At 71.3% G+C, this 15,234-nt stretch carries 11 protein-coding genes and 1 pseudogene; 2 read left to right on the forward strand and 10 right to left on the reverse strand.

Going from position 1 to position 15,234, the window contains the following annotated elements; translation table 11 throughout:
- Positions 1 to 12: 12 nt before the first annotated feature.
- Positions 13 to 1,761, reverse strand: a complete 1,749-nt coding sequence (locus O9255_RS08915) for an ABC transporter ATP-binding protein (RefSeq protein ID WP_297866507.1) — start codon at positions 1,759 to 1,761, stop codon at positions 13 to 15.
- Positions 1,762 to 2,011: 250 nt separating this feature from the next.
- Here O9255_RS08915 and O9255_RS08920 point away from each other — a divergent pair, with 250 nt between their 5' ends.
- A complete protein-coding gene (locus O9255_RS08920) occupies positions 2,012 to 3,205 on the forward strand; it encodes a serine protease (RefSeq protein ID WP_297866508.1) in 1,194 nt (397 codons plus the stop codon).
- A gap of 61 nt (positions 3,206 to 3,266) precedes the next feature.
- Here the strand turns inward: O9255_RS08920 and O9255_RS08925 are convergent, their stop codons facing one another.
- The 3 genes from O9255_RS08925 to O9255_RS08935 all read right to left on the reverse strand — a co-directional run bounded on the left by O9255_RS08925 (position 3,267) and on the right by O9255_RS08935 (position 7,401).
- On the reverse strand, positions 3,267 to 3,569 hold the full coding sequence (locus tag O9255_RS08925) for a hypothetical protein (protein WP_297866509.1): 303 nt from the start codon (positions 3,567 to 3,569) through the stop codon (positions 3,267 to 3,269).
- 95 nt (positions 3,570 to 3,664) lie between these two features.
- Complete coding sequence (locus tag O9255_RS08930; protein WP_297866510.1) at positions 3,665 to 5,620, reverse strand: TIR domain-containing protein; 1,956 nt, start codon at positions 5,618 to 5,620, stop codon at positions 3,665 to 3,667.
- Positions 5,617 to 7,401, reverse strand: coding sequence for a hypothetical protein (locus O9255_RS08935; protein ID WP_297866511.1), 1,785 nt, complete (start codon positions 7,399 to 7,401; stop codon positions 5,617 to 5,619). The genes O9255_RS08930 and O9255_RS08935 overlap by 4 nt, the downstream gene beginning before the upstream one ends.
- Before the next feature lie 32 nt (positions 7,402 to 7,433).
- Between O9255_RS08935 and O9255_RS08940 the strand changes: the two are divergent.
- A pseudogene (locus O9255_RS08940) lies at positions 7,434 to 7,967 on the forward strand (pseudouridine synthase); the annotation flags it as partial.
- Between the two features lie 174 nt (positions 7,968 to 8,141).
- On the opposite strand, the gene O9255_RS08945 reads toward O9255_RS08940, so the two are convergent.
- The 6 genes from O9255_RS08945 to O9255_RS08970 form a co-directional block, all read right to left on the reverse strand.
- Entirely contained in the window at positions 8,142 to 9,878 is a 1,737-nt protein-coding gene (locus tag O9255_RS08945; RefSeq protein WP_297866512.1) for an amidohydrolase, read from the reverse strand.
- 39 nt (positions 9,879 to 9,917) lie between these two features.
- The gene (locus tag O9255_RS08950; RefSeq protein ID WP_297866513.1) at positions 9,918 to 10,934 is read right to left on the reverse strand and encodes an NAD-dependent epimerase/dehydratase family protein; all 1,017 of its coding nucleotides are present in this window, start codon (positions 10,932 to 10,934) and stop codon (positions 9,918 to 9,920) included.
- A 31-nt stretch (positions 10,935 to 10,965) separates the two neighbouring features.
- Positions 10,966 to 12,669, reverse strand: coding sequence for an olefin beta-lactone synthetase (gene oleC / locus O9255_RS08955; RefSeq protein WP_297866514.1), 1,704 nt, complete (start codon positions 12,667 to 12,669; stop codon positions 10,966 to 10,968).
- 10 nt (positions 12,670 to 12,679) lie between these two features.
- Positions 12,680 to 13,567: an alpha/beta fold hydrolase gene (locus O9255_RS08960; protein ID WP_297866541.1), complete on the reverse strand. Its 888-nt coding sequence runs from the start codon at positions 13,565 to 13,567 to the stop codon at positions 12,680 to 12,682.
- 120 nt (positions 13,568 to 13,687) lie between these two features.
- Entirely contained in the window at positions 13,688 to 14,704 is a 1,017-nt protein-coding gene (locus tag O9255_RS08965; RefSeq protein WP_297866515.1) for a 3-oxoacyl-ACP synthase III, read from the reverse strand.
- A gap of 109 nt (positions 14,705 to 14,813) precedes the next feature.
- Positions 14,814 to 15,224 (reverse strand): DUF4156 domain-containing protein, encoded by a 411-nt coding sequence (locus O9255_RS08970; RefSeq protein WP_297866516.1) that lies wholly within the window; start codon positions 15,222 to 15,224, stop codon positions 14,814 to 14,816.
- Positions 15,225 to 15,234: the final 10 nt, after the last annotated feature.

The raw sequence follows: 15,234 nt of genomic DNA on the forward strand, positions 1-15,234 counted from the left end.
GGGGAGGGGGGATCAGGCGTCGCCGGTCTGCAGGCGCCAGAGCGCAGCGTACGCCCCGTTGCGCGCCAGCAGCGCATCGTGCGTGCCGGACTCGATGATGCGGCCATGCTCCAGCACGTGGATGGCATCGGCGTGTCGCACCGTGCTCAGTCGATGCGCGACGACCAGCGTGCTGCGGCCTTTCGCGTGCGTCGCGAGCGAACGCTGGATCGCGGCCTCCGTTTCGTTGTCGATGGCCGACGTGGCTTCGTCGAGCACCAGCACCGCGGGGTCGCGGTACAGCGCACGGGCCAGCGCGATGCGCTGGCGCTGTCCGCCCGAGAGCCGCGCACCACGCTCGCCCACTTCAGCGGCGTAGCCACCGGGCAGTGCGGCGATGAAGTCGTGGGCTTCGGCGGCGCGGGCCGCGGCTTCGATGCGCGCGGCGTCGGGCGCGGCGTCGCCGTAGGCGATGTTCTCGGCCACCGTGCCGTCGGTGAGGAAGGGCTCCTGCGCGACGTAGGCGAGCTGGCGGCGCAGCGAGCGCGGATCGATGTCGGCGAGGTCGCGGCCATCGAGGGTGATTCGGCCCCGCTGTGCTTCCAGGAAGCCGAGCAGGCGCTTCAGCAGGGTGCTTTTGCCCGCACCGGTGGCGCCGACCAGCGCAACGGTTTGGCCAGCTTCGATGGCGAAGCCCACACCGTCCAGGGCGACGCGTCCGGCATAGGCGTGGCCGAGGTCCTCGAACGCCAGCGCGCCGCGCGCGCGGGTGTCCAAGCGGCCCGGCGGCGGCGCCGGCACCGGGCTGTCGAGCAGGTCCATCACCCGCTGCACCGAGGCCATCGAGCGGTTGTAGAGGTCGGTCATCTCGGCGAGGCGCGTGAGCGGCCACAGCAGGCGCTGTGTCAGGTACACCAGCGCGGCATAGCTGCCGGCGCCGAGTTGGCCCTGAAGCACGAGCCAGCCGCCGTAGAGCAGGGTGACGGCGAAGCCGGCGAGCACCGCCATGCGGATCACCGGCGTGATCGCCGCGGCGAAGCGGATGGCTTCCGCATTCGCTTGGCGATACGCATCGGAGGCGGCGCGAACGTGCGCCAGCTCGGCTTCTTCGGCGGTGTAAGCCTGGATCGTCGCCATGCCGGCGAGGTTGTTGTCGAGCCGCGCCGACACGGTGGCCGCCGCCTCGCGCGCGGCCGCGTAGCGCGGTTGCAGGCGACGCTGGAACCAGAAGGCGCCGATGAGGATCAGCGGCACCGGCAGCAAGGCCAGCGCGGCGAGGCTGGCCGTCATCGCGAAGAAGAACACGCCCACCATGAGCGAGCCGACGACCACCTGGATCAGCTCGTTCGCGCCGGTGTTGAGGAAGCGCTCGACCTGGTTCACGTCCTCGTTGAGCACCGCCATCAGGCGGCCGCTGCGCGCCTCGGAGATCGCCGCGGGCGGCTGCTTCTGCAGGTGCGCATAGGCGTCGAGGCGCAGCTCGTGCTGCAGGTCCTGCGCGAGGCCGCGCCATTTCAGCGCGAGCAGGTACTCGAACAGCGATTCCAGAACCCAGATGGCGATGGTGATGCCGGTGAGCGCCACCAGCTGGTCCATCGGATCGACGATGCCGAAGCGGGCGATGAAGCTGTCTTCGCGGTTCACCACCACGTCGATGGCCACGCCGATCAGCAGTTCGGGCAGCACGTCGAAGATCTTGTTGAGCACCGAATACACGGTGCCGAGCACGGCGTTGCGGCGGTACGCGCGGGCGTAGCCGTAGAGGCGGCGAAGAGGGTGCATCGTGGGCTCCGCGAAGGCAGCCCCGGAGTGTACGGCGGGGCCGCGGCGACGGCGCAGCCGCAGAATGCGTCGCGGCGTCTTGACGATGCGATGCGGCAGGCGCCCAATCCGCGCACGCCCCGGGGAGAGCGCCATGCTGTCGATTCGTCGTGGTGACGCGCTGTGCGTCGCGATCCTTACCGCCTTGGCCGTGGCCGCGCCGCCGGCACGGGCCCTGCCCGGTGCCACGGGCTAACTCCTCGCCGCGACCTTGGCCGCGGGTGCCCAGGAGGACGACGCCTTCGAAGACGACGAAGCGTTCGAGGACGACGAGCCCCTTGCCGACGAAGACGAGGACGCCGACGCGACCGACGAGGCGGCGATGGCCTTCGTCGAGGACTGCGAGGACGACTCGTGGGCGCCGGAACTGGTGGAGGACGAGTCGGACGACGCCATTCCCTTCGACGACCGCTACGGCGAGGACGCGTCGTTCGACGTTGAAGCGGTGGCCGGGCCCGATGGCGTGGTGGAGGACACCGGGCAGCGCGACGGCGAGGACGGCGTCTCGGCCGGGCAGATGCTGTCCCTGAGCCTCGGCGGGGCGCCTTCGGGCGGCCGGCCCTCGGCCGGGTCTTCGTCGCCGGGCCGGGATGTGCCCTACGCCTTTGGTGGTCGTCCGGTGGCGGCCAGTGCCGTCCCGTGGCAGGCGCAGATCTTCAATCCGAATCGCGCTCCGAATCCGCAGGCGCCCTATCCCGAATGGGTTCGGCAGCATTACTGCGGCGGTGTGCTGATCGCCGACGATTGGGTGCTGACGGCCGCCCATTGCATCGACCAGGCGAAAGTGGCGCTGGGCTTCAAGGTGCGACTCGGCGCGCAGGACATCTCGTCGGGCGACGGCATCGTTTATCGCATTGATCACATCGTTCGGCACTCGCAGTACGACGCCGGCAGCCAAGACCTTGCGCGTCCACCGAACATGTACGCGAACGACATTGCGTTGCTGCGCATCGCGCCCGAGGGGACGCCGCAGCGGCGCGATCCGGCCTTGATCCGTCCGATTCCGCTCAATCGCACGCCGCTCGACGACGGCGAGCCCGTCTCGGCCACGGGCTGGGGGGGCGTCGGCCAAGGCAACGCCAACATCAACAGCGCGGTGCTCCTGCGCGTCGACCTTCGGTTGATGGGGCAGCGCATCTGCGAGAGCCGGCCCGGTCGCGGCGGCGGCAAGGTGCATCCCAAAGTGTTCTGTGCCGCGAATCCGAAGCAGTCGACCTGCGGCGGCGACAGCGGTGGCCCGGTGGTGCGGACCAATGGCACGCCGGTGCTGGCGGGGCTGGTGAGCTGGGGCAGCGACCGCTGCGGTGGCGATGGGCGGCCGAGCGTCTACACGCGCATCGACCAGTACCTCGACTGGATCGACCAGGCCATGCGCCTGCCGCCGACGCGCAACAGCCTGCCTTGAGGCACTGCCGGGAGCGGCGACGGAACCTCCGCCGCCGCCCCCGTGTTCCGCAAAGGACGGATCAGACCTTGTCGCCGCCCGAGTGCGGCGTGTCCGTCTCTTCTTCCATCGTTTCGCCCTCGGCCGGCGGCGCGGCGTTCGGGTCGGTTCCGTCGGCGGCGGGCGCGGCCGGGTCGGTCATGGTGTCGGCCGGCGCGCTCGCATCGACGGCGGGTTCGGCCGGCGGCGGGGGCGGTTCGACTGCAGCGGGCTCGGCGACGGGTTCGGCCGCGGGAGCGGGGGCCGCGGGCTCTTCAGCCTTGCAGCCGGTGAGCAGGGCGGTTCCGAGGACAAGGGCGAGGCTGGCGACGACGATCGGCTTCACGGTGCACTCCTTGTGGATGGGGCTGAACGGCTTTCGGCCGGGACCGAGGCTAGCAGAAGGGTCCGGCAAACTCTGCTGCGCTGCGGCAGCGCGGCTCAGGCGACCGGCGCATCGAAGCCGAGGCGCTCGAGCAGGGCATTGAAGCGGGCATCGCCGCGCAGCGGATCGAGGAACGGGTCGTTGCGCGCGTAGATCAGCCCGGAGTCGCGCAGGGCATGCGCGCGTTCAAGGGCATCGAAAGCCTCGTCGATCGCACGGGCTTCCGCCAGCCCCTGCGCCTGCTGGTAGAGCACGCGGTCGCCGAGGGTGCGCAGCTCGCGCATGGCGGCGTCGGCCTCGTCGTTCCGCCCGGCGCGCCGATGCGCCACCGCCAGCCCGGCGAAACGCATGTCGGCGACCGGCTCCTTCGCATAGGCCGCGATGGCGCCGTCGATGTCGCCGAGGTTAAGGCGCGCATCGCCGATGGCAGCGTGCGCCCGCGTGAGTTTCGGGTTCATCGCCAGCGCCTTCTCCAGTGGCGGGATGGCGTCGGCGAAGTGCTTCCCGGCGTAGGCGATGCCGCCGGCGGCGCGGTGGATCAGCGGATTGAGCGGGTCGCGGACCAGCGCCGGCTCCAGCGCGTCGCGCGCTTCGTCATGGCGACCGCAGCGCGCGGCGTACTGGGCGAAGCGCGTCAGCACGGTGGCCTCGCCGGCGCCGAGCCGGCGCGATTCTTCGAAGGGCTCGCGTGCGCCGCGCGCGTCGAGCTGGCCCTGGAAGCGCGTGAAGCCCAGCGTCGAGTGGGCTTCGGCGAGCGCGGGCGCGAGAGCGATGGCGCGCTCGGCGGCGGTGACGGCCTCAGCGTACAGACGCACGTTCTCGTCGGGGCTGCCATACTGGTTGGCGATGGCGGTCAGCGAGCGTGCGCGCGCGGCGTGGGCGGCGGCGAAGTTCGCATCGGCCGCCAGCGCATCGTCGAAGGCCCGCAGCGCGGCGCGCTCCGAGGCTTCGTCGCTGCTGAGGTCGTAGAGCGTGCGGCCGCGCAGGTAGGCGTCGAGTGCCGTCGGGTTCGAGGTGCCGCCGACGGCGGCGAGGCCGTCGCGATCGTCGCGATCGCCACCGACGAAGGCGCTGAGCCTGTCGGCCACGGCGTAGGCGATGTCGCTCTGCACCTGGAAGGCGTCGCTCAGGCGGCCATCGAAGGTCTCCGACCAGCGGTCGAAGCCGGTGCGCCCTTCGACCAGGTTCACCGACACGCGCACCACGTCGTCCTGCCGGCGCACGCTGCCGCGGAGCAGGTAGGACACGCCGAGTTCGCCGGCGATCTCGGTGGCGTCGCGCCGGTCGGTCGCGAAGCGGCTGGAGGAACTCTTCGCCATCACGCGAAGCGCGAGGTTGCGCGTGAGCGTGCTGCGCACTTCCTCGGACAGCCCGTCGGAGAAATAGGCCTGCGCGGCGTCGCCGCTGAGGTTGTCGAAGGGCAGCACGGCGACGCTGTTGTCGATGACCACGGCACTGCCACCGGCGAAGTGCCGCCACGCGTAGAACCCGCCGCCAAGCGCCGGCACGGCGGCGAGGGCGCCAAGCATCAGGCGGCGCCGCGCGGCGTTGGTGGGTCCTTGCCCGTGTGGCGCAAGCGGGGCGTGGCCCGCCGACACCGCGCGCACGGGTTCGGGCTTCGCGCCACTGCCCATCGCGGCGACGGCGCGCACCAGTGCCTGCAGCGGGGCCTCGTCGTTGCCTTCGCGCCATCGCACCAGATCGACCGTCTGGTACTGCCGGAAGCCCAGCGGCGACGGCGTGCCGTCGAGCGAGGCCGGTACCAGCTTGCGCAGGTCGCGGCCGCGTGCGGCTTCGTCGAGCACCCAGTCCGATTCGATCGAGCGCGCGGACCACAGCACCACCACGGCGTCGGCACCTTCGAGCGCGCTCTCGATGCGCTTGGCGAAGGCCGCACCGCCTTCGATCAGGTGGTCCCACCACACGTCGAGCCCGGCCGCCGCCAGCGCGGCGGCGAGCCGCGCGGCGTCGGCCTGGTCGCTGCGGCAGTAGCTGAGGAAGACGGTGCTCATGCGCCCGACAGGGGTTGTTGTTCGAGGGGACGTTCGCGGTGCATCAGGATCCACTCGGCGTGCTCCTCCAGCGCGGCCTCCCCAAGGGCCTCCAGCACCTGCCGCTGCTTCGCGGGCGTCGGCTCGCGGGCGATGCGCTCGGCGGCGGCGCCGAAGACGCGGGCCATGAAGCGATATTGCTTGATGAGCTCCTTGTCGGCGAGCTTGTACGAGTACGCCTCGCGCACGCCGGCGAACAGCGCGGCGACGCCGGTGGTCACCAGCAGCAGTTTCACCGTCATCGGTTCGAACGACGAGCCGAACATGACGAGCACGATCGCGCCAGTGAGGCTGAGCAGCAGGCTGGCGCGACCGAGCAGGCGCGTGTGCCGGTACATGCGTTCGCGGTCGGTGGCGCGGCGGCGGAAGTACCCGAGCTGGCCGGTGGCGCCTCCGTCGCCCACCCAGTGCGTGATCACCCACTGCAGCCCGACATCGTTGGCGCGGCGCTCGCCGCCCAGCGCGACGGCGCGCATGGCGTGGCGGATCCAGCCGAGCTCGACGTCCTGCTTCTGCAGGAAGCTGTCGTAGGCGAAGCCGACCCGGTGCGAGGACGGCACGCTGGCGATGGCCCAGTAGGCCTGCACGCGCAGGCCCTCGGCCAGCACGCGGTAGTCGAGGTAGCGGCGATGCCACGAGCGCCGGTTGCCCAGCCAAGCCACCGCGGCACCGGTGGCGAACAGGCCGAGGATCGCGCCCATCAGCAGCAGATGGGCGACGAATTCGGCATAGGTCATCAGCAGCAGGCCGGTGAGCACGGCCAGTACGTGCAGCAGGGCCATGCTGTGGTGCACGCGCTGGCGGAAGTGCAGGGCCAGCCAGTCGGCGCGGCGGTAGAGCGCATCGATCCGTGGCAGCGATCCCCGCGCCGGCGCGATCTCGGGTGGCGGCAGCAGGCCGTGGCCCTCGCGTTCGATGTCCTCGGCATAGAGGCGCGAATCGGCGTTGAACTCGCCGAGCTGGTCGAACAGCCGCACGTAGCCGTCCGGCATCGGGCCGCTGCCGGCGCTGCGTGCGCCGCGCGTCAGCCAGTGGGTGCCGAGTGCACCGTCCGCGGTGGCGCCGCTGCGCGTGCGCGAACAGACGATGTGGAAGGCGAGGTCGCTGTCGTCGTCGGCCAGCAGGTTCGGCGGGGCATCCACCCGGCCGAGCCCCGGCATTTCGCCGTGCAGGTGGTAGCGCACCACGTCGCTGGTGCCGCCCGCGGCATCGCTGGAAGTGCCATCCCAGAGCGCGAGCAGCACCTGGCAATGCGAGGAGATGAACACGCCCAACTGCGCGTACTGGCGGTCGCGCGCGGGGCCGGGCACGCACACCGAGGCGGCGTCGTTGCCTTCGGCGAGCGGTAGATGGATGGCTTGTGCGGAAGCCAGCAAGGCGTCGAGCTCGGCCGCCGATTCGGGCGAGGTGCAGTCGCGCCGGTACTCCTCCAGCGGCAGCGGCAGCGGCGCCACCAGGGGCAGGCCGAGCGCCAGCGCGCGCCGCGCTACCAGCCGGTCGCCGCCCTCGGCCAGCCCCGACATCACGGCCACGGGGAGGTCGGCGTGCAGGCCCTGCATCCGCTTCAAGAAGGCGTCGACGGCGGCTTCGAGGGCCGGCACTTCCTCGGGCACGAGATCGCGATGCGCGGTGACGCCGACGATCAGGCAGGCCGCCATCGGCAGCACGGCGGCCTCGCCGGGGCCGGGTGCCGGCGTGGCGGAGCGGTCGCTGGCGCGCTGCATCGAGGTCGGCACGGCCATGCAGCCTTCACCGCGCCGATACACTGGAGGGCATGCTCGTGGCCTTCCACAAACCGATGAACGTGCTCTGCCAGTTCACGGACCGCAGCGTCCCGCCGCGGCCAACGCTGGCGGGGTTCGGCCTGCCCAAGGGCGTGTATGCCGCCGGCCGCCTCGACTTCGACAGCGAGGGCCTGCTGTTGCTCACCGACGATGGCGCCCTCGTGGCTGCGATCGGCTCGCCGAAGTTCGACTGGCCGAAGAGTTACCTCGTGCAGGTCGAGGGCACGCCGACCGACGAGGCGCTGCAGCGACTGCGCGACGGCCTCGAGCTCAACGACGGCCCCACGAAGCCGGCTGAGGTCGCGGTGATCGAAGCCCCCGCGTGGCTGCCGCCGCGCGATCCGCCGGTGCGCGTGCGCCAGACCGTGCCCGACGCGTGGCTGCGGCTGGTGATCCGCGAGGGGCGCAACCGCCAAGTGCGGCGCATGACCGCCGCGGTGGGCCTGCCCACCCTTCGGCTGGTGCGCGAGGCCATCGGCCCGTACACGCTGGATGGATTGGCGGCTGGGCAATGGCGCGAGGTGCGGGCCCCCGAGTTGCCGGCCCGCCTCCGTCGCAGCGGGGCGCCGCGCGTGGCGACGCACAGCGCGCGCGGTTCGTCCCTCGAAGCAGACTCCGGTCCTTCGCGGCCCGCGGCTCGGCCTGGCCTCATCCGGCCCTGGAAGCGCGACGGGCGCTGAGCCGCGTCGCGCCGTTCCTCAGGGCGTCGTCGCCGCGTCGGCTGGACGCTGGTACACCGGCTCGCCGTCCACCCAGGTGGAGCGCACGACGAGCGTCGGCACGGCCGCCGCATCGATGGCCGCCGGGTCGGCGTCGAGCACGACGAAGTCGGCGCGATAGCCCTCCGCGAGACGTCCGAGCTCGCCCTCGCGCCGGTTGGCGAACGCGGCGTCGGCGGTGAAGCCGGCGAGGGCGTCCACCATCGTCAGGCGTTCCTGCGGCTGCCAGCCGCCGAGCGGCAGGCCTTCGAGGTCCTGGCGCGTCACCGCCGAATGCAGGCCGAGGCGCGGATCGACCGATTCCACGGGGAAATCGGAACCCAGCGCGAGGCGGGCACCGCCGTCCTTCAGCGTCTTCCACGCGTAGGCGCCGCGGATGCGTTCGGCGCCGATCCGTGCTTCGGCCCACGGCATGTCCGAGGTGGCGTGCGTGGGCTGCATCGACGCGATCACGCCCAGTTCGGCGAAGCGCGGCAGGTCCTTCGGCGACACCACCTGCGCATGCTCGATGCGCCAGCGGTGGTCGCTCGCGCCGGCGTCCGGGCCGAGCACCTTGGCGTAGCCGTCGAGCACGAGGCGGTTGGCGAGGTCGCCGATGGCGTGCGTGGCGGCCTGCAGCCCGCAGCCCTTGATCTTCGACAGCAGCGATTCGAGCGCCTCCTGGCGCATCAGCAACAGGCCGCGATGGCCGGGCTCGTCGCTGTAGTCGGCGATCAGCGCCGCGCCACGGCTGCCCAGCGCGCCATCCATGTAGACCTTCACGCCGCGCATCGCGAGGCGTCCGCCGTCGTGCACGTAGGCGCCCTGCGCGCAGCGGTCGGCGAGCGCGTCACGATCACCGTCGGCGTAGGCCTCGACGCGCAGGGTCAGGCGATCGGCATCAGCGAAGCGCGTGTACAGGGCGAGGTCGGCGCGCGAGACGCCCATGTCGTGCACGCCCGTCAGCCCACTGGCGGCTGCGGCGCCCAGCGCGCGCTCGAAGGCTTCCTCGCGCAGGGCCTCGGACGGTGCTGGCACCGCCCCATCGATAAAGGTCGCCGCCGCATCGATGAAGACGCCGGTCGCTTTGTCGCCCTCGCGCAGGATGCGGCCGCCATCCACCTGCCAATCGCCGTCGAAGGTTTTTCCGTGCTTCGCCTCGGCGGCGCGCATCGCCGCGCTGTTGCCCCAGCCGGCGTGGCCGTCGACGCGCTCCAGCCACACCGGGCGGTCCGGGAAGGCGGCATCGAGGTCGGCGGCGGTCGGGAAGTCTTTTTCGGGCCAGTCGTTCTGGTCCCAGCCGCGGCCGATGATCCAGGCGTCGGCGGGCACGGTCGCGGCATAGGCCTGCAGGCGTTCGATGATCTCCGCCTTGCTCGTCGCACCGACGAGGTCGGCGCGCAGCAGGGCGAAGCCGAGGTTCATCAGGTGGCCGTGCGCGTCGATCAGGCCGGGCATCACCACGCCGTCGCCGGCGTCGTGGCGCGTCGCCGCCGGGAAGCGGGCGGCGAGGTCATCGGCACCGCCGATCGCGATGATGCGGCCCGTGTCGTCCCAAACCATCGCGTTGGCGCCGGGCGCCTCGCTGCCGGCGATGCGTGCCGCGACGAGCAGGTGCATGGAGGGCGCCGCCACGGCCGGCGACGCATCGGGCGCTGGCGCCTCGTTCGAGGGGCGGGTGCACGCGGGCAACGCGAGCGCGATGAGGATCAGCGAACCCAGGGCGAGTCGACGCATGGGGAGCTCCGGCCGAAGAAGGCCGAAGCATGCCGCAACTCAGTGCGTGTCGCGCCACCAGCGCGTTAGGCGTGCCAGGCCTTCGGCCACCGTCACTTGCGGCACGTAGCCGAAGTCGCGCTTCGCTGCGGAGAGGTCGTACCAGTGCGGCGTCGCCAGCTGCTCGGCGACGAAGCGCGTCATCGGCGGTTCGCCCTTCAGCGGCAGCGCGTGCCACAGCACTTCGCACAGCGTACCGGCGGCATAGGCCACGCCGAAGGGCACGCTGGCCTCGACGCGCGGCTCGCCGGCGGCGACCAGCAGGCCGTTGACGATCTCGCGCACCGGCTGCGGCTCGCCATTCGAGATGAAGTACGCCTTGCCGGCGCAGGCCGAACCGGGGCCCAGCGCGGCGAAGGCCAACAGGTGTGCGTCGGCGGCGTTGTCGACGTAGCTGGTGTCCATCCGGTTGTGGCCGCCGGCGATGAAGCGCAGGCGGCCGGCGCGCGCGCGCTCGACGAGGCGCGGCAGCAGGTTGGTGTCGCCGGGGCCCCAGATCAGCCGCGGGCGGAGCGCGACGGTGCTCAAGGTGCCGCCACCAGTGACGGGCGTGCCGTTCGCGGCCAGCACCGCTTTCTCGGCGATCTGCTTGGTGCGCGGGTAGGGCGCCTTGAACGCCGGGGCGTAGGGAGTGTTGCTTTCGTTGCCGCCCTCGCAAGGCACGCGGCCGTTGTGCGCCACGCTCGGTGTGGAGGTGTAGACGAGACGGGTGATGCCATGGGCGCGGCAGGCGCCGAGCACATTCGTCGTGCCGGTCACGTTCGCGTCGATGTAGCTTTGCTCGCTGCCCCAGTGCCCGGCTTTCGCCGCGTTGTGGAACACGGCCTCGACGCCCTCGAGGGCCCGCATCACGTGGTCCGCGTCGGCGAGGTCGCCGAGGCGCTGTTCGACGCCCATCGCGTCGAGCTCCGCGGAGTGGCGGCGCTGCGTGCTGACGACGGTGTGGCCCTGGGCCTGCAGGCCGCGGCAGATCGCCTGGCCGAGGAAACCGGCGCCGCCGGTGACGAGGATCTTCATGGGTCGAGGGTCGCGCGCGCCGTGTCGCGGCTCAGTGGAGGACGCCGCGCAGCCGGGCCTTCGCCCACTCGGCGAGCTTCTCGCGGCCGATCTTGGCGTTGTGGCGGATGTCCACCGGGAAGCCCGGATGGCGCAGGAAATGGTGGATGCGCGCGGTCTTCGGATTGCGCATGGCCATGCGCTCGAGTTCGGCCTGCACATGCACCCACTCGCTGTCGGGCACGCCGTCCTTCAGCTCGACGCACAGCACCGGCGCCTGCATGCCGCGCACGCCGACCCCGACCAGCGCCGTGCGCGCGACGCGGCGGTGCGTGTTGAAGATCGGTTCGATCTGTTCCGTCGTCATCAGGCCGCCGGCGGTCTCCACGCGGTGGCTCTTGCGGCCGCAGAACCACAGTCGGCCTTCGGCGTCGAAATAGCCGAGGTCGCCCATGCGGTGGACGACACGCTCCTCGCGGGCGGAGACGCGTTCGCGGATCTTCGCCATGCGCGTCGCCTCGGGGCGCGCGAAGTACTCGTCGGTGGCGCTCGGGCCGGCGACGGTGATCTCGCCGATCACGCCCGGGCCCACGACGTAGTCGTCGCGCCAGAACGAAATCGCGTCGTCGAGGATGCGGATGATGCGGACGGTATTGGCCGCGACCGGGCGGCCCACGCAGGTGCCGGCCCCGCCCTCGGTGGCCTCGCGCGTGGTTTCCAGTTCACGCGCTTCGATCACCGCCACCGGCAGGCACTCCGTCGCGCCGTAAGGCGTCCAGAACTGCGCGTCCTCCGGCAGCAGCCTGCGCATGGTCGAAACAACGTCGGGCGGCACGGGCGCGCCCGCGGAGGTCACGCGCTGCAGGGTCGGCAGGGCTTCGCCGTGTTGGGCGAGCACGCGCATCAGCGCCGGCGAACCGAACAGCTGGGTGACGCCGAAGCGGCGGATGGCGTCGTGCAGCTTGCGCGGGTCGGCCTTCGCCGGCCGCGTCGGGTCCATGTCCGGGATGATCGACGTCAGGCCCAGCGCCGGATCGAACAAAGCGAAGGGCGGGAAGGTCGGCAGGTCGACGCCGCCCGGCGCGATGCCGAAGGCGTCGCGCAGCAGGTCGATCTGCGCGATGAAGTGGCGGTGGCGGTAGACCACGCCCTTGGGCACGCCGGTCGAGCCGGAAGTGAAGAGGATGCCGGCCACTTCGTCGCCGTGGGTGTCGGCGAGCATCGCCGTCGCTTCGCCACGCGCGGCCTTCGCCGCCAGCAGGGCGGCGCCCTTGCGCTCGAGGCGGGCGAGCGTCTCGCCGGCCCACAGCGGCCAGGCCCGCGTGCCCACCGTCACCACCCGACGGATCGTCCTCAGGCCCCAGCGGAACACGCGGCGCGCGAACTGTGCCAGCGGAATGCCGATGAAGGCCTCGGGTGCGGCTTCGTCGAGGCACTGCTTCAGCGCCGAGCGGTCGATGCCGGGATCGACCAGCACCGGCACCGCGCCGAGCTTGAACAGCGCGAACATCAGCAGGAAGAACTCCGGCGAGGGCCGCACCATCACCACGGTGCGCATGCCGCGGCGGATGCCGTAGGCCTGCAGGCCGGCGGCGATCGCATCCGAACGACGATCAAGCTCGCCGTAGGTCAGCACGACGTCGTAACGGGCGAAGCCGTCGGCGCCTTGGCCACCCGGGCAGCGCATCGCCGGCTGCTCGGGGCGTTCGGCCGCGATGCGCGGCAGCACGGCGGCGATGTTGGCGGTCGCCGTCATGGTCGCGGGGTCAGAGCGGGTTGGCGTCGAGGAAGCGGCGGATCGCCGGCACCAGCACCGCGTGCTTGTCTTCCAGCACGTAGTGGTGGGCGTCCTCGAAGGCCATCACTTCGGCCTTCGGCAGCGCGTCGGTGAAGCCCTTCAGGAAGTGCTTGTCGAACACGAAGTCCTGCAGGCCCCAGCCGATGAAGGCCGGGCGGTCGGCGTATTCGTGCAGCGTCCGGCCGGACTCCTCGACGAAGGCCCAGGCCTTGTCGCGCGGCGACAGCGGGATGTCCTGCACGAAGCGCAGCGTGCTGATGCGGTTCTTCCACGAGTTGTAGGGCGCGACGTAGGCCGCGCGCACCTCGGGCGACACCTTGGTCGACACGCACTGGTCGATGGTGCCGGCGGCGAAGGCATTGAAGCCGCGGATCATCACCGCGCCGATGTTGTAGTTGCGGCCGAGCTGCAGCTGCCAAGGCAGCGGCTTCTCGGTCGGCAGCGGGAAGGCCGCGGTGTTGGTGATCACCAGGCGCTTCACGAGGCCCCGGCGCTTCAGCGCCCAGCCGAAGCCGATCATGCCGCCCCAGTCGTGCACCGCGAGGGTGATCGGACCGGTGATGCCGAGGTGCTCGAGCAGCTTCTCGAGGTCCTCGATGCGCGACTGCAGCGTGTAGCGGTAGTGCTTGTCGTCCGGCTTGTCCGAGAGCCCCATGCCGACGTGGTCGGGCACGATGCAGCGGTAGCGGTTGCTCAGGCCCCGCACCAGGTGGCGCCAGTAGAAGCTCCACGACGGGTTGCCGTGCAGCATCAGCACCACCTCGCCGTCGCGCGGGCCCTCGTCGAGGTAGCTCATCGCGATGCCGGCGCCGCGGTCGAAGCGCTGCGGGGTGAAGGGGTAGTCGGGGAGCGTGATGTCGAGGAGCGGCATCGGAATCCTTCGGTCTTGCGCGGCGATCGGGTCGTGCCCGGGCGGGCGCTTCAATGACAAGGGCCGGTCGCCCGGCCCTCGCGTCGCATCAGGGGGCGGCGGGCCTTACCAGACCACTTCCGCCATCGAGCAGTTCAAGCCCGAACCGATGCCGAGCAGGGCAATGCGCTTGCCCTTCTTCAGGCGGCCCATCTCCTTGAGCTTCGACAGCACGATCGGCACCGAAGCCGGACCGATGTTGCCGTGCTCGTGGAAGATGGTGAGCACTTTCTGCGGGTCGATGCCGAAGGTCTTCAGGAAGGCTTCGGTGTGGGCGCGCGAGATCTGGTGGATGACGAACTCGTCCATTTCTTCCACGGCCCAACCCAGCGCCTGCTTGGCGGCGCCGAAGGTGAGCTGGGCCAGCTTGATGCCCTCGATCAGCAGCATCTTGGTGTCGGTCACCATGCGGTCGAGGTTGCCGCGGCAGAGGTGGCTCCACTGCGTGGCCGCGCGGGTGACGCCGCCGCGGTACTGCGGGCCGTCCGGCACCAGCTCGCGGCGGGCCAGCACCATGGCGGCGGCACCACAGCCGAGCGTGAGGCTGGCGAACTCGTTGCGGAACTCGTCGTGCGTGATGCCTTCGCGGTTCAGGCGCTCGATCGTCTTCTGGTAGACGACGTTGGCGTTCTCGGCGTTGACGATCAGGGCGTAGTCGATCTCGCCGCGCTCGATCATCCGGCCGGCGATGTCCATGCCGTTGATGAAGGCGAGGCAGGCGTTCGCCACGTCGAAGTTCTGGCAGGTGTCCGGCAGGCCCAGCTGGCCCGAGACGATCGAGGCGACCGAGGGCTCGAGGAAATCACGCGAGACCGAGGTGTTGATCAGGATGCCGATCTTGGCCGGGTCGATGCCGGCTTCGGCGATCGCCTTGCGGGCCACGTCGGTGGCGGCGTCGGCCGTGGGCTTGCCCTCGTCCCACAAGCGGCGCGAATTGATGCCGGCGACATCGCGCAGCACGTCGGTCTTGATGCCCAGGCGATCGAGCGTGGGCTTCAGGCGCAGGTTGATCTCATCGGACGACAGCGCGTGGGGCGCGTCGATATGGGCGAGACCGGCGATGGAGACGTGCTGGAACAGCATGGGCAGGGACCCGGAGTAAACGAACTCCGGAGTTTAGCGCAGCCCCGGGCGCCCCGCTCCCGGGGCGCGTATGGACCCCCCCGATGGGGAGGGGCCCCCACGGCCCGGCTCAGTCTTCGCGGAGCGGCGTGACCTCGGCCTCGTCCTCGGGGAGGGCCTCCACCCGGGTGCCGGTGCTGGCCGGGGCGTTGCCGACCGCGCCGCCGCAGCGGAAGGCGGCCCAGCGCTGCTCGCCGTCCATCGGCTCGCTGATCGGCTGCACGGTGTCGGCGCCGAGGCCCGGGGCCTCGTTGCGGGCCAGCACTTCCAGCTCGTCACGCACCTTCAGGTCGTTGCGCTCCAGCGGGCCGAGGCGGTCCTTCACGGAAACGCCGATCTCGCCGCGCTTCTCACAGGTCAGGGTCTGGCCGGGGGCGACGACGCGGATGGTCTGCCCGCCGGGCTGGATCTGCACGAAAGTGCAGGCCGACAGGCCGGTGGCGAGGGTGGCGACCAGCAGCAGGGCGGGGGTGAGGCGCATCGGGGCTCTC

This window comes from Silanimonas sp. (genome assembly GCF_027530345.1).
Lineage (GTDB): Bacteria > Pseudomonadota > Gammaproteobacteria > Xanthomonadales > Xanthomonadaceae > Silanimonas.

Bases quoted from the DNA above. Each gene is read 5' to 3' on its own strand.
- O9255_RS08970 (WP_297866516.1), bottom strand. From the start codon at position 15,224: ATGCGCCTCACCCCCGCCCTGCTGCTGGTCGCCACCCTCGCCACCGGC.
- oleC (WP_297866514.1), bottom strand. From the start codon at position 12,669: ATGACGGCGACCGCCAACATCGCCGCCGTGCTGCCGCGCATCGCGGCC.
- O9255_RS08915 (WP_297866507.1), bottom strand. From the start codon at position 1,761: ATGCACCCTCTTCGCCGCCTCTACGGCTACGCCCGCGCGTACCGCCGC.
- O9255_RS08950 (WP_297866513.1), bottom strand. From the start codon at position 10,934: ATGAAGATCCTCGTCACCGGCGGCGCCGGTTTCCTCGGCCAGGCGATC.
- O9255_RS08945 (WP_297866512.1), bottom strand. From the start codon at position 9,878: ATGCGTCGACTCGCCCTGGGTTCGCTGATCCTCATCGCGCTCGCGTTG.
- O9255_RS08930 (WP_297866510.1), bottom strand. From the start codon at position 5,620: ATGAGCACCGTCTTCCTCAGCTACTGCCGCAGCGACCAGGCCGACGCC.
- O9255_RS08965 (WP_297866515.1), bottom strand. From the start codon at position 14,704: ATGCTGTTCCAGCACGTCTCCATCGCCGGTCTCGCCCATATCGACGCG.
- O9255_RS08935 (WP_297866511.1), bottom strand. From the start codon at position 7,401: ATGGCCGTGCCGACCTCGATGCAGCGCGCCAGCGACCGCTCCGCCACG.